Raw genomic sequence first — 19,266 nt, forward strand, 5'->3', positions numbered from 1 at the left:
CGCCATGGAAGATCTCCGCTTTCGACATCCGATTCGCGCCCGGGCGAGTGGTGCCAGACAGAGTGCGATCGTCGGCGTCGTCGCCTCGGGCAATCTGGAAGTGCTGGTGGAGCGTGTGCTGCCGGATGCGGAATGCGCGGTCGACATCAAGACCGCGGCGGTTGGCTTCGGCGAGGTCTGGAGCGCCGTGATCGGCGATTTCGTCGAGCGTTATTCACCCGGTGGACTGAAATTCTCGATCAATGACGGCGGCGCGCGCCCCGATACGGTCTCGCTTCGGCTGGCGCAGGCGGTGCGATTGATCGCGGAGAACGGCCAATGACCGCGCCGCTCAAGGACGTCACCCCGGCCGAACGGGCCCGCAGCACCAGCTTCTACGAGGCATCGGCCCGGACGCGGCTGGAGCTGCTGCTCGATGCCGGCAGCCTCATTGAGTTCATCGGGCCGGAGCAGCGCGAGGTCAGTCCTCACTTAAAGATATTCGATCTTCCCGAGCAGTTCGACGACGGCATCGTCGTCGGTCACGGCCGCCTTGACGGCTCACCTGTGTTCGTCGCTGCGCAGGAGGGCCGCTTCATGGGCGGCGCCTTCGGCGAGGTGCACGGCGCCAAGCTGACGGGGCTGCTTCGCGCCGCGCGCGAGATCGGCTCGATACCCGTCCTGATCCTGTTTGATACCGGCGGCGTCCGGTTACAGGAAGCCAATGCCGGCGAGCTTGCCATCGCTGAGATCATGCGCGCGGTGATGGAAGCGCGCACCGCCGGCGTGAAGGTCATCGGTCTGATCGGTGGCAGGTCCGGATGCTATGGCGGCGGCGGCCTGATCGCGGGCTGTTGCTCCGCGCTCGCCGTCTCGGAACCGGGGCGCATCGCGGTGTCAGGGCCCGAAGTCATCGAGACCAATCGCGGCGTCGAGGAATTCGACTCCCGCGACCGGGCCCTGGTCTGGCGGACCATGGGCGGCAAGCATCGCCGCCTGCTCGGCGCCGCCGATGTCTTCGCGGACGACGATGTACAGGATTTTCGCGAGGCCGCGCTCGAGCTGCTCGGCCTGGTCGGACCGTTCGGTCTCGACAGGTTGAAGGCCGAGCAGGAGCGGCTTGCCGGCCGGCTGCGCAGCTTCGGGGCTTGCGGGGATGCCGTCGATATCTGGACGGCGGAAGGCATCGCCGACGCTCAAGCCGTTCCCGAAATGCCGGCCGACCAGTTCATTGCACTTGCCAACCGGATCGGGAGGACCAGCCGTGATGCTCGATGAAATCATTGCCTCGCTCTTTCCCGACGGACATGACGTCAGGTGCGACAAGGGCGTCATTCACGGTTCGGCGACGCTGCGATCCGGCGGCCGGATGCTCGTCCTTGGCATTGCGGATCGGACTGCACTGGGCGTTGACGAGGCGATCAGGCTTTCCGGCCATCTGCTGGACTCGATCGGCCGGGACTCCGGGGCGATCCTGGTGCTCGTCGACAGCGACAGCCAGCGCATGAGCAAGCGCGACGAGCTGCTCGGGTTGAATGAATTCCTCGCGCACCTGGCGAAAGCGCTGATCCATGCAGACATCAATGGTCACCCGACCATCGGCCTGCTGTACGGTCACTCGGCGGCGGGCGCCCTGCTTGCGACGGGCCTTGCGACGCGCGTGCTGATCGGACTGCCCGGGGCCGATCCCGCGGTGATGGACTTGCCGTCGATGGCGAAGGTCACCAAGCTGTCGATGGAGGCGCTCCAGGAGAAGGCGAAGTCGACGCCGGTGTTCGCTCCGGGCCTGTCCAATCTCGCTCAGATGGGCGCCGTTCACATGACATGGAGCAATGCCGCTTCGCTCGCCGACCAGTTAGAGGCGTTGCTGGCCGACATGCCGACCGCGCAGGATCGGCGGGATGCGTTCGGCAAGGAACGTGGCGGCCGGCTGAAGGCCGCCGAGATCGCGGAGCGCGTTCGTGACCTCGCCCTGCAAGTGCGCTGAGCGTTCCCCCGGTCGTCATGACCTCGTCTTCGTCAGCCCGGCAGGCTGGCGCGAGATACTGGATGCCCGCGGTGATCTCGCAGGCGAGCCCCTTGTCGCGCGCTGGCCTAGAATGGGATGGCCGACGATCAGGCGGCGCGCATTGCCAGGCGAGGCAAGCGGCCTCGCTTTGGGCCTGCCCTTGCCGCCCTCGGCCGGCAAGAAGCGCATCTCCCTTCTGGTTGATATCGACCACGTCGCCTCGGTCGCGAGGCCGCCATTGCTACGCCAGGCGCGGGCTTACGCGCCGCGCAACTGGTGGCAGGCGCTCGACCGGCTCGACGCCCTGGCGCTTCGCCATGGGGTGGAGGCGCGCGTCTTCGGCAGCTTGGCCTGGCAATCGCTGACCGGGCTCGACTACGTGACCACGAGTTCCGACCTCGATGTCCTCTACGAATTTCGCCGCGAGACCGACATCGATCGTTTCGTCGCCGATGTCGCCGCGATCGAAACCGATGCGCCGATGCGGCTTGATGGCGAGCTGATGGGTGCCGACGGCGCTGCGGTGAACTGGCGCGAATTCCACGGCGGCGCGAGCGAGCTTCTGGTCAAGCGTATCGAGAGCGCCGTCCTGCTCGGCAGGCATCAATTCATGTCGGGAGCTATGGGATCATGATCACTACGGCTGCGAGAGGCGTGGAACGGCCGATTCTGCGCCCGGCGCGGATGACGCCCGATGTCTCTGCGATCGGCGCCGTCGCCGCCGATTGCCTCGTCGAGGAGCTCGAAACCTGGCCGAAGCCGGGGCTCGTGAGCCATGTCGACAATGGCAGTCACGACGATATGGACGCGGGCACGTTTCGTCGCAGCGCTGCGGCTATCAGGCCCTATCTGCAACGTCTGGCCGATGCCGGCGCGCTTGGCTGCGGCATGGGGCGGCTGCGGATCATCGGCCTGGAGGCGGAGCGCGCCATGTTCGCGGCGACTGCGGGGATCAACACGCACCGTGGCGCGATCTTCGGACTCGGACTGCTGTGCGCGGCGGCCGGCGCGAAGGCCGGCGGGTTGGTCGATCCCGCCCTTCCGCTCGGCGATGTCGTGGCGCGGCTGTGGGGCGACAGCATCCTCGATGGTCCGGTGCTGCTGCACAGCCATGGCAGCGTGGCCCGCCGCCGCTTTCGCGCGGGCGGTGCGCGCATCGAGGCCGCGATGGGATTTCCCAGCGTCTACGGAATCGGCTTGCCGGCCTTGCGGAGAGCCGTGCCTGTCTTGCCGGAGAATATGCAAGCCGCCCGGGTCGAGGCGTGCTTTGCCCTGATCGCGTCCGTCGAAGACACCAACCTCCTGCATCGGGGCGGGCTCGACGGCCTTCGCTTTGCGCATGACGCGGCGCGTCGCTTCATCGCTTCAGGCGGTGTCTGCGCGCCCGGCTGGCGTGCACGGGCGCAATCGATCCACGAAAGCTTCGTTGCACGTCGTCTCAGCCCGGGCGGATCGGCCGACCTGCTTGCAATGACGCTCTTCGTCGAAGCTCATGAGAGGCTGAGCACATGACGTCCAATGCAATATTGATGGCGCTGGTGCCGGTCTTCTTCGTTCTGCTGTTGGGATACGCCGCCGGCAAGTTTCATGTCGTCGACAATCTCCACGTCGATGCTCTCAATGCACTCGTGATGGATTTTGCGCTGCCGGCCTCTCTGTTCGCGGCGACCGCCTCGGCGCCGCGCCGTGAGATGATCGACCAGGTCCCGCTCTTCCTGGTGCTCGGCGTGACGATGCTGCTGCTCTATCTCGCGTGGTATCTTGCCGCCCGCAGGTTCTCCAAGGTCTCCCGGTCGGAGGCGTCGTTACAGGCGTTGACGATTGGCTTTCCGAATCTCGCCGGCGTGGGTCTTCCGATCATGACGTCGGTCGTGGGGCCGGCCGGCACCGTCCCGGTTGCCGTTGCATTGGCGGCGGGCTCGATCCTCATCAGTCCGCTGACCCTGATTATCGCGGAAATGGGCGCCACGGAGGCGCGCGGCGAGCAAATGGCGGCGCGGCAGGTCCTGACAGCGGTCCGGCGTGCGATCACCAAGCCGGTGGTGCTCGCGCCCGCGCTTGGCATTCTGTTCTCGTTGTCGGATGTGAGCCTCGACGCGCTGGCCCATGCGAGCCTCGCGCTGATCGGAAAGTCGGCCGCCGGCGTCGCCCTGTTCCTCACCGGGGCCATTCTGTCGGCGCAATCGTTTCGGCTGGATTGGAAGGTCACCGCTGCAACGGTGGCCTCGGACATCGTCCGCCCGCTGTTGGCTGTCGCGGTCATTCGCGTCATACCGATCCCGCAGGATGCGGCGAAAACGGCTATTCTGCTCGCCGCAGTCCCCTCGGGCTTTTTCGGAATCTTGTTCGCGGTCAACTACCGGCTGGATTCCGCAACGGCAGGGTCCATGGTCATCGCCAGCACGGGATTCAGCGCCGTCACCTTGGCGATTGCGATCGCAATATTCTTTCCCCATTAGGCCGCGACCATGACGCTCGCGATCCTGTGTTCGGGGCAAGGCAGGCAGCACCGGGAGATGTTCGCTCTCACGGGCGATGCGCCGGAAGCCGAGCACCTGTTCGCCCACGCGGCGACATTGCTTCGTGGCAAGGATCCACGCGATTTTGTGCGCGATGAACCCGATGAGGTACTGCACCGCAACGATGCCGGCCAGATTCTCTGCACCTTGCAGCCGCTCGCCGCGGCGTGCGCGCTTGGAGATACCGTTTCACGCGGCGTCATCATTGCCGGCTATAGTGTCGGCGAGGTCGCGGCCTGGGGCGTCGGCGGCTTGTTCGATGCGACCGCCACACTCGATCTCGTGGCGCGCCGCGCGGAAGCGATGGATGCGGCCACGCGCGCCGGCGACGGGCTGATCTTCGTCCGCGGTCTTTCGCCAGACGAGGTCAGTCGCCTTTGCGAGCGTCACGGCGCAGCGATCGCCATCGTCAATCCCGGCGATGCCTTTGTCATCGGCGGCGGCCGTGAGGCGCTGAGCAAAATTGCCGCAGACGCGCGGGCGATGCACGCGCCAAGGATCGTCGCGTTACCGGTTGAGGTTGCCTCTCACACCAAACGGCTCGCCGCAGCGTCTGCCGCATTTCGTGAGACCTTGCGCCTGGCGCCGGCGGTGTTTCCGCCGAGAACCGGCGCGCGCGTTCTGAGCGGAATAGATGCCGCTCCTGTCGTCTCGCTCAAGACAGGTCTCGACAAGCTTGCCGCGCAGATCTCACACACCGTGCAATGGGCCGATTGCCTGCAAGCCTGTGTCGAAGCGGGCGCGACGGGCTTTCTCGAGCTCGGTCCGGGGCACGCGCTGAGCGGCATGGCTGCGGACATCGCGCCCGGAGTTCCGGCGCGTTCGCTGGATGATTTCAGGAGCCTTCAGGGCGTCCGCGCCTGGGTTGCGCGTCACTCGAGCGGTTAGCGCCGGCGAGTTGCCGAACGGACGACGCCTTGGATCGTGCTGCGCTGTTGAAAAAAAGGGGCCGTCCGTGGGGGAGGACGGCCCCAAAATGCTCGTCTGCCCAGGGAGGAGAGAGGCTCGAGCGGTGACTTGGGGGGTCTTAGTCACCTAACATCCACAGCATCGCCGATCCCGCAGCCGAAGTATTTCACGAACTCCCGTGGTTTCTCATTTCGCATGATTCACGAGAGGTCCGCGGGCAGCACGTAAGACACGGCCTTGCGTGTCGACTCCGGATCGCCGCCGGAGAGCCTGGACGAAGCCAGCGCGTTCCGGCTGGCGCATCGCCAGCGCGCCGGCGTGTCACTCGTGATCCGTTTGAAGACGGTCGAGAAATGTGCCTGCGTGCAGAAGCCGACGGTCAGCGCCACCTCGGCCAGGGCCGTGTCGGAATTCAACAGCAGCGATTTCGCGCGCTCGATGCGCTGATGCAGCAGGTATTCCCGCGGCCGGTATCCCGTCGCGACGCGAAACTGGGCCGCGAAATGCATCCGTGACAGTCCCGCGACCTTGGCAAGCTCGGACAGACTGATGCAGTGGTCGAAATGCGTCCCGACATAGTCCTCGACCCGCCGCAGCCGCCATTTCGGCAAGGCATTGACTTTCGCGTGCGGCAGCTCGCGCCGGGCCAGGTGCATGGCCAGTGTCTGGCCGATGCAGCGCGCGAATTCCCGGTCGGCCGAATGGCCGCGTTCGGTCAGCGCTTTTGCGAGCTGCTCGGCGAAGGGGTCGCGGAGCAGGACGAGGTCGTTGAGGCTCTCTGCCGAGGCAGGTCCTGCTCCAGGCCTGAGGGGCGGAAAATAACTGCTGGCAGAGACGTGGAAGTGCAGGAAATCGCACGGCGCGTAGAATTGCGCACTGAGCTGCTGCGACGGTGCGCCGATATAGAGCGTGCCGGCCGGCATGACGCCGTCGAAGATGGTGTGACGGCCTCTGGTCAGCTTGAGGCGGGTCGTCGTCAAGGCGATGGCGAAGAAGTATCGGTCGGTGGGCGTCGTCGCGTCTTCGTGCCTTATGCCTGTTGGCGCACAGGTCCAGCGCGAGATCGTGATGTCCTCGGGCGCGTTCCCGGCACGCTGGAGGGGCTGGCGCCACCTTCGTTCGAGAGGAAATGCCCGGGTCTCTCGCAGGGAATCAGAGTCGCGACGGCTGGGTCGATACGTCAACCCAGCTCCGGCCGCTTGCATATCGTTGAGCATTGCTTGTCCCCGTCTTTTGGATTCGGCGGCCGACGTGACGGCTGCCGAATGCAATTGGTTCATGCTCGAACGATAGGTGCGATATCACCGCGGGGCTCGTTAAGGATGCTTAAGCGGTATTAGATTTTGCAAATGCGATAGGTGCGGCTGTGTGTTGCAAAAAGCTAAATTAAATCAAATGGATCGAGCGCCCCTGCCGCGGCGTGTGAGGTTCGAGCGACGAGAGACGCACGCCTGATTCAGGGCAGGCGTGGTGACGCGTCGATGCCGGGTGTGAGGCCGGGCGCGATCGTCTGTGCCGGGGGAACCGCGGGTTCGCGCGAATACGGAATCGCTTCCACGTCCGGGCGCTGCTGGGATGTGGCCTGGAGGCAGTTCGGGCGCGGTGGACGTCCTGCGCCGAACAGATCAGTGACGGGATCGACGAAGCTCGTGCGGAACAGGTCGAGCCGGGTTTGGCGATCGCTCGCGGAGGGCTCACGGATCGTCACCGTCGCCGTCATGCCGGAGACCAGCGGCACATCCGGCGGCACCGTGTCGATGGCGACGCGAACCGGCACGCGCTGCGCAAGCCGCACCCAGGTGTAGATCGGGTCGACATTGGGCAGGCCCTGCGTGCCCACGGCGGCGTTCGACACGCTGATGCCGCGTGTCACGGTCTTCACATGCCCGAGAATCGGCTTGGCGTAACCAACCAGCTGCGCTTCGGCGCGATCGCCGATGCAGACACCGGCCATCTTGGTCTCCTCGAAATAGCCGTCGATCCAGAAACTGTTGGAATCGATCACCGAAATGTTGCTGATTCCGGTGACGGCATAGTCGCCTGCGCGCAGCAGGAGATTGGTGACGTAGCCATCGACGGGACTGGCCACATTGGTCCGTTTCAGGTTCAGTTCTGCCTGGGCAAGCTGGTGCACCGCCGCCGCATAGGCGGCCTTCGCCTGCGCCGCGTTGCCGGCAAAGATCTGCTGCTCTTCGGGTGTTGTCGCAAGGTTGGACAGATGCTGGCGGCGGTCGAATTCGGCCTGCTTCACTTCAAGATCCGCCGCCCGCTGGTCGACGAGCGCCTTGCCGACACGGACGGCCACTTCGAAGTCGAAGGGATCGATGACGTAGAGGACGTCGCCCTTGTGGACGAACTGGTTGTCGCCCACAAGCAGCTCCACGATCTTGCCCGGAATTTGCGGCGCGACATTGGCGACCTGGACGCGCACGCTGCCGTTCCGCGTCCAGGGCGCCGTGACGTAGTGCTGCCATGTCGCAACCGATATCAAGATGGCGACCAGCGCGATGCCGAGGGTCGCCAGATGCTTGCCGGCGCTGAGCATGAAACGGCCGAAAGCCTTGCGCAACGGCGTTGCGGAGGGCGTCGCCTGTGCTTCCATGAATCGTCTCCCTAGAAGAACAGTGCGAGCATGCCGAATATCGCCACGTAGAGGCAGAGCTCGGCCAGTGAGGGGTTGCTGAAGACTCTCGCGAACTCGACGAAGCGCAGCAGCGGTCGGAGCATCAGGAACGCGAGCAGCGCAATGGCCGCATAGGAGACGATGGGAGCAATGAGAACGCCGCCGATCACGAGCTCCCGATAGGTGTTCGTCATGGCCGTTTCCCTTGACTGAAATCGGTGGGAAGCTGCGAGGGTTGGAATGCGACGCCCGCCGTGACGAGCGCGGCGAGCGCCTGATCGGCGGAGATGTTGTGCTCGGCTGCGATCAGGCGCAGTGCCTCGGCGGCCGCCATGATTGCGTTATCATCTCGCAAGGTAAGCGCGGCTCGGGCGGCGGACGCCGCCTCCTTGAGCGGGCTTGCGGCCAATTGGTCCAACTCGGCGGCGCATCGGCGCAGGGTCGCCGCCTGATCGAACCAGCGCATGATGTCGGCTACGGCCTGATGCTTGGTCGCCGGCTCACCGTTGGCCGTCATGATCTGCTCGATTCGCGCCGCATCGCGAAATGCGGCTTCCCCGGGCGCGAGTTTCGGGGTGTGTCGGGAATCGAGACGGTCGAGGTCGCGATGGGCCTCGCCGACCAGCAAGCGGATCCGCTTGTCGCCCGACAGAGAGGGTAGCAGCAGCTGGACCGTAAAAACCAGCACCGCGGAAAGCAGGAGAAACAGACACGTCACCACAAATGCCTGCGGATCGTAACTTTGCGGATTGCTCGGCGCGAGGACGACCAGCATGAATACGAGGACCAGCCGGCCGATCGGCGACAGCACGCGGCTTGGCAGCGTGATCAGCAGCGCCGCGCCCGTCACGACGGGCGCAAGGCCGATCGCCAGCAACTGGAACTCGGATACGCCGTTGAAGACGAGGTACTTCAGGATACCGGCCAGCACGCATGCGATCGGCATGGCAAAGACTGCCAGCATCGTGAAGCCGCGGGGGTCGGGAGCCGTCGAGCTCAGGCTGATGATGACGGCGACCAGGGTGAGACAAAGCGCGGTGCTCGGCCATCCCGCCATCACGAAGATCATTGCGATGAGCATGAAGTGAATCGCTGCCCTGACACCGCCCTCCGTTGCGATGCGTCGTGAACGGTACAGCGGGGCGCGCCATTGCTGGCGAGGATGCGTTCCGGTCTGCAGCGCTTCGAGGCTGCTGCGAATGTCTGCGCTGCTGTTGGCGATCTCGCGGAGCAAGACGTCCCGGCAGATCGTTGTCAGGCTGGCTTTGCGGTCGTTCCGGCCGTCCTGCGCCGCCGCGACGGGACGCGGCAGCACCGCCAGTGCGCGGGCGAGCGACACCCCGGTCACGAGATCAACCATTGCAGCGCGTGCAGCCGCACTTCTCGCGGTGCCGCTGCTCGATTCAGTGGTGAGACTTGCGATCTCCGGATGCAGGGACGCGATGTCGCGCAACATGTCCGCGGCAACCATTGCGGACGTAGCCTCGCCGTGGATGGCGTTCTGCGCGAAGTCCGATACCCGGAATTGCAGCGCCTCGAGACGGCTCGCCAGAACCGGATGATAGTCCGGTGCGGCCAGAACCTCATTCACGAGTGCGACCGCAAGGACCCCGATGCCGATGGCCGCACCACGTGCGACGCCGGTCGGAAACACCTGCAGCGGCGTGTCGATCTGCTCGACGACGATCAGGGCGACCGTGATGCAGGAGAGCGCAGCCGCATAGGCGCGATTGCCGTCGAGCATGCCGGCCACATAGGTGCAAAGTCCGACCCAGATGGCCAATACCGCGAGCAGGAGGCCATCGGTCTGGGAAAATATGCCCGCGATCGCAATCGCGGCAATCACGCCGATGGCGGTTGCGAGCAGCCGGTAGCCGGCCTTTTCCATACCCTGACCGCGTGTCGGCAGCGCCAGCACGGCAACGGTCAGCGCTGCCGACGATGGGGATTCGAGCTCGAGCCAAAAGCTCACATAGAGCGCGAGGAGCATGGCCAGCCAGGCTCGCAGCGCGAAGACCCAGGAGCTTGCTGGAAAGCCGGCAAAGACCAGCGGACGCGGCGCGGCGGCGGTGGCGTTCACTGGCATCGTGCCTTATCCGTTTCCGGCAGAGCCCGCGGCTCGGCCGATCTCGCGAAATCGACGCCGAATATGAGGTTTGCCGGGCTTGCCGGTATTTCCGCTCCGTCAACCGAGTTGTCGGAAAGCACGCTGGGCTCAGGTCGAAGGCCGTCTTGCGAACTATGGCGCGTGGCCTGCCAGCGCCTCTTCGAGGCAGCGGATGATCTCGTCACCGCTGGAGGGCTTGCCGAGATAGCAATGCGCGCCCGCGGCCATCACGCGCTGGCGCACGGTTTCGCTCGGAAACGCCGTCATGAAGATGATCGGGAAGTGACGCCCGGCGGCGATCAGCCGGGCCTGTAACTCGTCGCCGGTGATGACAGGCATCTGGACATCGGCGATCATGCATGCCGGATCGTCTCCCGGCGCATGCCGCAGGAAATCCATGCCGGACTCGTAGGCCTGGGCCTCGTAGCCGATCGAACGCACGAGGCTCGCAAGCGACGCGCGAACGCCGTCGTCGTCGTCCACGATCGCAATCACCGGGGTTTTGGCCATGGGCGCACAATCCTGACCGCGGTGTTCCGCAAGGAGGGCATCTCCCTTTGCGCAGCCGATGGCGCCTTATGCACCCGGGGCAGTCCCACCGGAATTATACTCAGGTTTGGTCCGTAGTCCTGCGGGTCTGGGAAACCCCGAGCGCCTCGGCTTTGCGGACCAGATCGGCCAGCGACCGGACCCCCATCTTGCGCATGACATTGCCGCGGTGGATCTTGACCGTGATCTCGCTGAGGCCGATCAGGGCGGCGACCTGCTTGTTCATCAGGCCGCCGGTGACATGGCCCATCACCTCGCGCTCGCGCGCCGTCAGGGTCTCGTACTGGGCGCGGATATCGTCCCTGGTCGCGGCTTCGACACGGTGCTGGGCATCGCGCTCGAGCGCCGTCGTCACGGCATCGAGCATGTCCTGGTCGCGAAACGGCTTGGCGAGGAAATCGACCGCGCCGGCTTTCATGGCGCGCACCGACATCGGAATGTCGCCATGGCCGGTCATGAAGATGATTGGATAGCTGATGCTCTGCCGGACGAGCTGGCTCTGCAGATCGAGCCCGCTCACGCCGGGAAGGCGGACGTCCAGCACGATGCAGCCGGGGCCGTCGGGCAGCGACCCGCCGAGCAGTTCGGCCGGCGAGCCGAACAGGCGCGTCTCGAGGCCGACGGACCGGAACAGGCTGTCGAGTGAGGCGCGGATGCCTGCGTCGTCATCAACGATGATGACGACCGAGTTGAGGGATTGGGCCGGCGGTTTGGCTTGATCTGGTCGTGTCATGGTCGGGGGTGTTCTTGGCTGTATGGCAGTGTCAGGCGGAATGTCGCTCCCGCACCGGGCGTGCTCTCGGCCGCCAACTGGCCGCCGTGAGCTTCCACCGTCGTTCGGCAGATCGCAAGTCCCATGCCCATGCCGCCGCGCTTCGTCGTGAAGAACGGATCGAACAGGCGCGGCAGGTCGTCAGGCCGGATGCCGGGGCCGCTGTCCTGCACCGTGATGGCGAGGCGCTCGCCGTCGACAGTGCCGGCGCGCAGCGCGATGCTGCGGGATCCGGGCTGGCCTGACATGGCCTGGCCGGCATTGATCAGGAGATTGACCAGGACCTGCTGAAGCTCGATCCGGTCGCCGCGAATTGGCCTCAGGCCTTGCTCCGTCTCGACGGTGAGGACGACGTCGTCATTGGCGAGCTCGCGCGCGACGAGGAGCGCCGCTTCCTCGACGATCTCGCCGATCTCAAGCAGGTCCCGCTGGGCCGGAGCCTTCTTCAGGAAGGCACGGACGCGGGTGACGATCTCGCTGGCCCGGCGGCCTTGAGCGACGACGTGACCGATCGTCGTCGCAACCTCCTTCAGATCTGGCACGTCGCGTCGCAGCCAGCGCAAGCCGGCCTCGCCGCTGGTGACGATCGCCGCCAGCGGTTGATTGACCTCGTGGGCGATGGAGGCGCTGAGCTCGCCGAGGGTGGCGAGGCGCGCGGCATGAGCGAGCTCCGCCTGCGCCGCGAGCAACGCATCCTGCGCCTGTTTGCGTTCGGTAATGTCGACCACGAAGGCGAGCACGTTGCGATCGCCGTCGGGTTCGGGAGGAAAGGTGATCGTGAACAGCACGGGAACCTTGCGTCCGTCGAGCCTGACGAGCTCGGTCTCTCCTTCGTAGAACGGCTCCCCTTCGGCGAACGCGACCAACGCGCCGAGGAAACTGCGGTCGTCCGCGCCGAGAAGCCGCTCCACATTCTCGATGAAGGCAGAGGCGCCGTCTGCTCCTGCCATCGCCTGGAGGGCCGGATTGACGTCGGTGATTCCAGCGAGCCGGCGGGCATGCCGGACGAAATCGGGGTGTTGCGCCAGATGATCGCGCAGGCCGGTTCCCGCGATCTCCAGCGATTGCAGCGCGGTTCGGAGTTCGCTCCAGTCCTCTTCGACCACCCCGATCCGGCTTGCGTCGAACATCCGGCGGTATCGCTGCTCGCTCTGCACCAGCGCGCTGTGTGCGGCGACGCGGTCGGTGACGTCGGTGTGCGTTTCAAGAACCCCGACGGGCTTGCCGAGACGGTCGTGCTGCAAGGCCCATCGGGCATCGACGGTGAGCGCGGCGCCGTCTTTCGTTCGCTGCTGCACGCGGCCTTCCCACCGACCGATGTCGAGCAGGCCGGCCTCGATGATTTCGCGCCGGTCGGGGTATTGGGTTTGCAGAAGCTCGTCGGCGAGCTGCCCGAGCGCGTCGTCGGCCGACCAGCCATAGATCTGCTCGGCGGTTTTGTTCCAGAAGGTGATCACGCCGCCGCGATCCCTGACGAAGATCATGTCATGCGAGAGATTGAGCAGGCGCGCCTGCGCCGCGAGGCGCTTCGTTGCCGCGTGATTTTGCAGCGCCAGCAGCGTCGTGATCCCGATTGCCGCGAGGCTCACCAGCACGCGAAGGGCGGGTGAGGCGATCGTCTCCAGACCGTGCGACAGCAGATAGGCTGATATCGTCAGGATGACGCAGCCAGCGGCGGCCATGATGGTGTCGTCGCGCCGGTTGGTCTTTGCCACGAGCAGGATAGCCACGACATAGAGAACCGCGACCGCCCCCTCGAGCGGCGTCAGCACGTCAACCAGGAAAACCGCGACGGCGAGGACGGCGGACCATAACCGCAAGCCGGCGCGGCTCATGGATGAACCCGTAGCCCGATCATGAATCGTCATCGTCGCTGGCAGTCGTTTGTCTCATATCAGCGGTGATGCCGCGATTTGATCGCGTCCACAACATCCCGCGGCGCGATTTTCGTGCTCTCGTGGAAGAGCTTCCACGCCGCTCAACCGGGCGAAAGCGCCGGCGGATGGCATTCCCCGGAAAAACCGGGGAACTCCCGCGATTCTGCAGGTGGATGGCGGGCAAAAGCGCGTCAACTTACCGCAGACGCGTCGCGCCGTGAGTCCTGTCGGTTCCGCGATGCCGGTGAGGCGATCATACCTAGGTATGACGCGGTCAACCCGAGAACCTATCGATGCACCCGCGCGTAGAATGGATCGCGCGGACCGCCGAATTACTCTGCCGCCATGACATTCGGACAAGCCAGTCAGGCCAGGCCGGATCCAAAACGGGACAAGGAGATTCGACGATGTCGCTGCAAATGTCACGCTCACAGCCGGCTAGGGATCATGACGTTCGCGCGATCGATATCTCGGCGATCGATCGGCATCGGCTCGGGCTGTCGAAACTTCCCGACCGCTTCGACGAAGACGGAACGATGCTGTCTTTCGTCCATCTGGATCTGGCGGTCGAGACGCAGGCGGCGAACGTCGAACGATCTGCCGCTCGCGGATCCGGTTTCAGGGTCTCCGCAAAACTCCTTGCGGGGCCGTCTGCCGAGAGCGAGCCTGCGTTTGCAGCGGGAGAATTCACCGATCCGGTGATGCGGCGCCTGTCGGATGCGCTCGCGGCAACCGAAGCCACGCACGATGCCCACTCCGCGATCATGGCCGACGCGCTGCGGCTTGCGATCCTCACCCGGACGTTCAGCCGCCAAGCCTCTGGTGCACGGGCGGAGCTCGACCCGGCCGGCGGCGTTCAAGAGGATGATGCGGGCCGCACCGTACGGTCGCTGCAGAATTGGCGCCTCAAGCGCGTCCTGCAATATGTCGACAAGAATCTGACCGCCAAGATAACGCTACAGGACATGGCGGCCGTTGCCGGCCTGAGCAGGATGCATTTCGCGGCGCAGTTCCGCACAGCCATCGGCGTTCGGCCTCATGAATATCTGCTGAGGCGCCGCATCGAGCGCGCCCAGGAGCTGCTCAAGCAGGCCGAAATTGCTCTCGTCGATATCGCCTTGACCGTAGGCTTTCAGACGCAGGCGCATTTCACCACGGTGTTCAAGCGGTTTGTCGGCGATACGCCGTATCAATGGAGGAGCGCCTATCTCGCGCAATTCATGCCGCTGCCGCGTGCAGGAGCGGGGCCGTCATGAGCAACATCGGCATTCAAGCCCTGCTGCTGCCGCTCGCGGGCATTCATTTAATGCTGACGCATCATGAGCTCATGGGGATGATCGAGTTTGTCCGCGCTCTCGGCAGCTCATATCGTCTGGCTGCGTCAGAACCGGGGAGTAGCCTTCTGTACGGACGCTTCGCCTTCAACTTCTGTCGCAGCGCCGTAGCGTGGGTTGCGCGGTGAGCTACGCGCTCCGATACCAGCTCCCGAGATTCCAGGTCGTGACGTCCCACCCCGAGATATCTGCCATGAGGTTGTTGACGGAGCCGCCGACGATGTTGCGCGAGAGCAGCGGCACCAGCACGTTGGCCTCGCAGAAGATCTCGTTGACCTTGATCAGCAGCGCGGCGCGCTTGACCGGATCGAGCTCGTTCTGCGCGGCCTTGTAGGCCTTGTCAGCCTCGGGATCCGACCAGCGCGAGACGTTGCGGCCGAGCCATTTGTTGTCCTTGGTCGAGATCTCCCAGGAGACGCACTGGTTCAAAAACCGCTCCGGATCGGGCTGCGGCTGCGTCGTGTTGTACATCTCCATGTCGGCGTAGAGCTTGGAGTAGGTGTCGGGGTTGCCGACATCCGACGAGAAGAACACCGATGCGGTGACCGATTTGAGCTCGATGTCGATGCCGGCCTTCTGGCAGGCCTGTTTGATGATGGCCTGCGTCTTCTGGCGCGGGGCGTTGATCGAAGTCTGGAAGACGTATTTGAGCTTCTTGCCGTCCTTCTCGCGGATGCCGTCCGCGCCCTTCTTCCAGCCGGCCTCGTCCAGGATCTTGTTCGCCTTCTCGACGTCGAACGCATAGGTCAGCTTGCCCGACTTGAACTGGCTGGGCTGGTTGACGAAGCTCGCCGTTGCGACGGCCGCGCGGCCGTAGATGAATTTCTGGATCGCCTCACGATCGATCAGCAGGTTGAATGCCTTTCGAACGGCCGGATCGGACAGCGTCGGGTGTTTGGTCTTGGCGCTGGACCGCTCGCCGTCGACCTCGGTCCACGGGTCCGTGGTGTTGAGGACGATGAACTCGACGCCGCCGGAGAGGGTGAACTCCACCTTGCCCTTTCCGCTGGCCTCCATGCGCTTGAGGATCTCATCCTCCACCAGCAGGTTCCAGGCATAGTCGTACTCAGCGGTTTGCAGTACCGCGCGCGCCGCGGAGACGGCGTCGCCGCCGCCCTTGAGCTCGAGCGTGTCGAAATGCGGCTGGTTCTTGATGTGATAGTCGGGATTGCGTTCGGCCGTGAGCAGGTCGCCCGGCTTGAACTCGACGAATTTGTACGGGCCGGTGCCGACCGGCTTCAGATTGCCCGGCGCGTCGCGCGATTTTGCGCCGGCATAGTCGCCGAAATGATGCTTTGGCAGGATCTGGCCGACCGAGCCGACGAAGGGGTCGGCCCAGAACGGCGTCGGAGCCTTGAAGATCACCTTGACGGTGTAATCGTCGATCTTCTCGACCTTGATATTCTGGTAGGATCCCGTGGTGTACGCCGCGGTCGCGAGATCCGCCGCGTATGCCCAAGTAAAGACGACGTCGTCGGCGGTGAAGGGCTTGCCGTCATGCCACTTCACGCCCTGCTTCAGTTTCCAGGTCACGGTCGTGCCGTCTGCCGAGAGGCCGCTGTTCGCCTTGGTCGGGATCTCGGCGGCGAGGCATGGGACGAGGTTGCCCTCCTTGTCCCAACCGGCGAGTGGCTCGAAGAAGATGCGCGAGGCGACTTGGTCCTTGGTGCCGAGCGCGAAATGCGGATTGAGCAGGGTCGGGGCCTGCCAGATCAAGATTTTCAGCGGGCCGCCGCCGCCAGCCTTGGTCGGCTTGTAGGGAAGCGTGGCATCCGCCATCGCCACGTCGTTCCAGAGCAGGATCTGGCTCGCGACGGGCGCCGCGATCCCGACCGCAGCCATGGTCTGGATGAACGAGCGCCGCGTCAGCGTGCCTTGCTTCACCTCAGCGATGTGCCTGCGGATTTCGTTTTCGTTCATCGGATCCACCTCGAAGACAATTCATCACCGGCAACCCATCATGTTTCATCGCGGGCAAGGCAGCAATGCCGGCATTGCCGGGAAGCCCTGCGGCGAAATGCACGAATCCGGGCAAGGGCGAGGTCGCGCGCCGCTGGTTGCTGGCGATCAACGAGCTGCAATCGCAGATCTCGTCGTGTCCGTCGTCGGCGACAGCGTCAGGTTCGACAAGGTACGTCGTGACGACGCCTGTGTGCGGCTGAATGCGATTCTCGATGGACGCGATCGAGCGGGCCCCCGAACGCACCGTGTGCGCGAGCGGAGCGCTACACTGAACGCGAGGGTTGTTTACGGGATGTACGGTGTCAGATCAGCGCGGGTTTGCGCTCGGAATTCGGTGGACTCGGCGCTGGCTTGTTCTTTGGGCAGCGTGCTCATGAATCAACCGCGTCGCGTTGGATTATTCGGTGTCATGATACGCAAGGCGCAGCGGAAAGAGTGCGCCAGCGCGCGGCCATATTAAATTGCGACGTTCGAATGTTGCAGTCGCGCCGTCTCACGCAACATCGTTCTGTTTTTTCGCTTGTCGCGGCAGAACATTTCGAGCGCGACAGCAAAACGAGGTGGCGACGTTTGTTGGTGCGTCATCATGTAGCAGTCTTCGCGCCCAGCGCATGCCGCCCCTGCGTGAGCCGACGAGATGTGGCATCGGAATTGCTGTGATGATATTGCAGTGCAAGAATACACCAGTGAACGACGCGAATCCGGCGAGCCCGAGTAGCCGCTAACAGCGCCGCTCGGGAGACGAGAGATGGACGGGGATCATCCGCCCCACAGCTTCTGTGACGGCGCCTCTGGCAGCCTGGCACATCTACGCGAACGCGCCTCCGCGTTTTTCGAAAGGCTGCCGGTCGCCGAACTCGCGCGTGACGCGCAGAGGCGAAGATGGGTATCGGATTGGGCGAGAGTAGGTGACGACTACCTCGTGCTCGCCGAATCCGCGGGCGAAGCAGGTCCGTCCCGATTTGTCAGTGAATCCTATCTGTGTGCGATGACGGCCCACGAAGTCGCAAGAAGTCTGTCCTCCTCCGAAGATGCGGCAGGCATCGTTCTCGCGGACAAGATCGGCCTTAGCCTCGGCAAGCTTGGAGATCGCTGGGCCGAGCGGATTGAGCGCGTGGAAATCGACTATCTTGATCAAGGGACGCTCGAGGGCTTCTTCGTCTCGGCGGCTTGCGATGGCGCTTCCGCACCCGCGGTCATCTGTGTCGGCGACGAGGAAGCCGATCTGAGCGCGATGCTGGCCCGGCTGCTCCCGGCCTTGCTTGGCCGAAGAGTGTCGTTGCTGATCGTCGACGGGCGCAATGCATCTGTTTCTCGCTCACGCCGGCCCGAGCATGCTCTTGGTTGCTGGCTCGACTATCTGGACGGTCGAGCGGACGTCGATTCGAACCGGATCGCTGTTTATGGCGAAGGAGCAGGCGCCAGCCACGCTTCACGCCTGGCCTGTTCGGATCGCAGGATCGCCGCTGCGGTGTGTGACGGGGGCTTTTGGGCCTCGCACCGACTTCGCGCGTCGGTTCGCTGGATAACCGGTGTCTGGCATGAGGTCGGCGGCGGCGGCCCGACGCGGTCCCTGCCGACGGCGCGTCGCGTGCCCTGTCCGATTCTCGTGGCGGTGGGGCGGCGCTCGATGGTGCGGGAGGAGGACGCACTCGAACTGCAAGCAGCCTACCGCGAGTCCGGGGCGCATTGCTCGGTCGTCATCCCGAACGCGATCCGGAGCCCACTGGGAGAGATCGAGAATTTCGTTGCCGTGGACGATTTCGTTTTCGATTGGTTCGACGACAAGTTCGGGCCTGCCCGTCAGCTCGATCCTGTTGCCTATCTCTAGCCGAGAGCGTTCGCGGCAGCTCGAGCTACGAGACGTCGATGGCCAGCAATCGCGCCGCCAGTCGGGCGTTCTTGGCGATCGTTGCGAGCGCAGTGTTCAGGGTAGCCAACGTCTTCTCGTCGAGATCGTTGAACATGGTCGAGTTCAGGGCGAGCTTTCGCTTGGAGAGCTTCTCGATGTCTGTCGTCGCCTTTGCCGTCAGCGACATCAGGACGAAGCGTGCATCGTCCGCTCCGGGACGCCGCGACAGGAAGCCATTCTTTTCGAGGGTCTTGGTCTGGTTGGTCACAAAGGCCGGGTGAACGCGCAGCTTGTTCGCAATGTCGATTCCAGCGACGCCCTGTCCCTCGTCCAGTTCAGTGATGGCCATCAAGATCAACCACTGTGGCTCGGTAATGCCCAGCAGTCCGGCCCAGCTGCTATGGATATCCTCCAGCTGAGAGTTAATCTCGACGACGTTCCAGATGAAGTCCGTAATCGCCCTGTCGAGTTTCTTCTCGATCATGTGGCTTTTCCCCCCCTTGTCTTATCACTGTCTTTTAATGGGATATTGGGGAGGCGTCTCTAAGATCGCGCATCGACGATAGTTTTAGACACCGAAAGGGTGAAATCGTCTGGCGATTAAATGCTTGCAAAAAACAATTAAGTAAATTACGCCTCGTCATACTCAATCTTGCTGCTCTTGACCATGTCGACGGACAGCGATGCGAGACCTCCAAGAAAGCCCTCGGGATGCCCCCTGAGGGCTTTTTCTTTTGAGATACAAGGGCTTGTAGCTGCCGCGCCAGCCTCCTGT

19 protein-coding genes are annotated in these 19,266 nt (G+C 64.2%); 10 read left to right on the forward strand and 9 right to left on the reverse strand.

Annotated elements, in window-relative coordinates; genetic code table 11:
• The first annotated feature begins 4 nt into the window (after window positions 1–4).
• From mdcC to BMW89_RS30085, 7 genes are read left to right on the forward strand one after another with little or no spacing between them, the layout of a single operon-like run.
• Window positions 5–322 carry a malonate decarboxylase acyl carrier protein gene (gene mdcC, locus BMW89_RS30055; protein WP_092032568.1) on the forward strand — a complete coding sequence of 106 codons (318 nt, stop codon included), beginning with the start codon at window positions 5–7 and terminating at the stop codon, window positions 320–322.
• Complete coding sequence (locus tag BMW89_RS30060) at window positions 319–1,257, forward strand: biotin-independent malonate decarboxylase subunit beta (protein WP_092032571.1); 939 nt, start codon at window positions 319–321, stop codon at window positions 1,255–1,257. Before mdcC ends, BMW89_RS30060 begins: the two co-directional genes overlap by 4 nt.
• Entirely contained in the window at window positions 1,244–1,966 is a 723-nt protein-coding gene (gene mdcE / locus BMW89_RS30065) for a biotin-independent malonate decarboxylase subunit gamma (protein ID WP_092032575.1), read from the forward strand. Before BMW89_RS30060 ends, mdcE begins: the two co-directional genes overlap by 14 nt.
• Complete coding sequence (gene mdcG / locus BMW89_RS30070; RefSeq protein ID WP_092032579.1) at window positions 1,941–2,621, forward strand: malonate decarboxylase holo-[acyl-carrier-protein] synthase; 681 nt, start codon at window positions 1,941–1,943, stop codon at window positions 2,619–2,621. Before mdcE ends, mdcG begins: the two co-directional genes overlap by 26 nt.
• Window positions 2,618–3,499 (forward strand): triphosphoribosyl-dephospho-CoA synthase MdcB, encoded by an 882-nt coding sequence (mdcB, locus tag BMW89_RS30075; RefSeq protein ID WP_092032582.1) that lies wholly within the window; start codon window positions 2,618–2,620, stop codon window positions 3,497–3,499. The genes mdcG and mdcB overlap by 4 nt, the downstream gene beginning before the upstream one ends.
• Window positions 3,496–4,446, forward strand: a complete 951-nt coding sequence (locus BMW89_RS30080; protein ID WP_092032586.1) for an AEC family transporter — start codon at window positions 3,496–3,498, stop codon at window positions 4,444–4,446. Before mdcB ends, BMW89_RS30080 begins: the two co-directional genes overlap by 4 nt.
• A gap of 9 nt (window positions 4,447–4,455) precedes the next feature.
• Window positions 4,456–5,394: an ACP S-malonyltransferase gene (locus tag BMW89_RS30085; protein WP_092032588.1), complete on the forward strand. Its 939-nt coding sequence runs from the start codon at window positions 4,456–4,458 to the stop codon at window positions 5,392–5,394.
• Window positions 5,395–5,615: 221 nt separating this feature from the next.
• Here the strand turns inward: BMW89_RS30085 and BMW89_RS30090 are convergent, their stop codons facing one another.
• The 7 genes from BMW89_RS30090 to BMW89_RS30120 all read right to left on the reverse strand — a co-directional run bounded on the left by BMW89_RS30090 (window position 5,616) and on the right by BMW89_RS30120 (window position 13,301).
• Complete coding sequence (locus BMW89_RS30090) at window positions 5,616–6,632, reverse strand: helix-turn-helix domain-containing protein (protein WP_177196423.1); 1,017 nt, start codon at window positions 6,630–6,632, stop codon at window positions 5,616–5,618.
• Window positions 6,633–6,871: 239 nt separating this feature from the next.
• Complete coding sequence (locus BMW89_RS30095) at window positions 6,872–8,017, reverse strand: HlyD family secretion protein (RefSeq protein WP_092032597.1); 1,146 nt, start codon at window positions 8,015–8,017, stop codon at window positions 6,872–6,874.
• Between the two features lie 11 nt (window positions 8,018–8,028).
• Window positions 8,029–8,232, reverse strand: coding sequence for a DUF1656 domain-containing protein (locus BMW89_RS30100; RefSeq protein ID WP_092032602.1), 204 nt, complete (start codon window positions 8,230–8,232; stop codon window positions 8,029–8,031).
• The gene (locus BMW89_RS30105; RefSeq protein ID WP_092032605.1) at window positions 8,229–10,124 is read right to left on the reverse strand and encodes an FUSC family protein; all 1,896 of its coding nucleotides are present in this window, start codon (window positions 10,122–10,124) and stop codon (window positions 8,229–8,231) included. Before BMW89_RS30105 ends, BMW89_RS30100 begins: the two co-directional genes overlap by 4 nt.
• A gap of 153 nt (window positions 10,125–10,277) precedes the next feature.
• Window positions 10,278–10,655: a response regulator transcription factor gene (locus tag BMW89_RS30110; protein WP_092032608.1), complete on the reverse strand. Its 378-nt coding sequence runs from the start codon at window positions 10,653–10,655 to the stop codon at window positions 10,278–10,280.
• Between the two features lie 100 nt (window positions 10,656–10,755).
• Window positions 10,756–11,427 carry a response regulator transcription factor gene (locus tag BMW89_RS30115; protein ID WP_092032611.1) on the reverse strand — a complete coding sequence of 224 codons (672 nt, stop codon included), beginning with the start codon at window positions 11,425–11,427 and terminating at the stop codon, window positions 10,756–10,758.
• Entirely contained in the window at window positions 11,424–13,301 is a 1,878-nt protein-coding gene (locus tag BMW89_RS30120; protein WP_244547725.1) for a PAS domain-containing sensor histidine kinase, read from the reverse strand. Before BMW89_RS30120 ends, BMW89_RS30115 begins: the two co-directional genes overlap by 4 nt.
• Window positions 13,302–14,044: 743 nt before the next feature.
• Between BMW89_RS30120 and BMW89_RS30125 the strand changes: the two genes are divergently transcribed.
• Both BMW89_RS30125 and BMW89_RS30130 read left to right on the forward strand, forming a co-directional pair.
• Window positions 14,045–14,599, forward strand: a complete 555-nt coding sequence (locus tag BMW89_RS30125; protein WP_244547726.1) for a helix-turn-helix domain-containing protein — start codon at window positions 14,045–14,047, stop codon at window positions 14,597–14,599.
• Entirely contained in the window at window positions 14,596–14,805 is a 210-nt protein-coding gene (locus tag BMW89_RS30130) for a hypothetical protein (RefSeq protein ID WP_092032622.1), read from the forward strand. Before BMW89_RS30125 ends, BMW89_RS30130 begins: the two co-directional genes overlap by 4 nt.
• Before the next feature lies 1 nt (window position 14,806).
• Here the strand turns inward: BMW89_RS30130 and BMW89_RS30135 are convergent, their stop codons facing one another.
• On the reverse strand, window positions 14,807–16,597 hold the full coding sequence (locus tag BMW89_RS30135; RefSeq protein WP_092032625.1) for a peptide ABC transporter substrate-binding protein: 1,791 nt from the start codon (window positions 16,595–16,597) through the stop codon (window positions 14,807–14,809).
• Between the two features lie 790 nt (window positions 16,598–17,387).
• Between BMW89_RS30135 and BMW89_RS30145 the strand changes: the two genes are divergently transcribed.
• The gene (locus tag BMW89_RS30145; RefSeq protein WP_092032631.1) at window positions 17,388–18,470 is read left to right on the forward strand and encodes a dienelactone hydrolase family protein; all 1,083 of its coding nucleotides are present in this window, start codon (window positions 17,388–17,390) and stop codon (window positions 18,468–18,470) included.
• A gap of 25 nt (window positions 18,471–18,495) precedes the next feature.
• Here BMW89_RS30145 and BMW89_RS30150 read toward each other — a convergent pair whose 3' ends face one another.
• Window positions 18,496–18,975: a MarR family winged helix-turn-helix transcriptional regulator gene (locus BMW89_RS30150; RefSeq protein WP_092032635.1), complete on the reverse strand. Its 480-nt coding sequence runs from the start codon at window positions 18,973–18,975 to the stop codon at window positions 18,496–18,498.
• Window positions 18,976–19,266: the final 291 nt, after the last annotated feature.

The organism is Bradyrhizobium sp. OK095 (genome assembly GCF_900109945.1).
Taxonomy (GTDB): Bacteria; Pseudomonadota; Alphaproteobacteria; order Rhizobiales; family Xanthobacteraceae; genus Bradyrhizobium.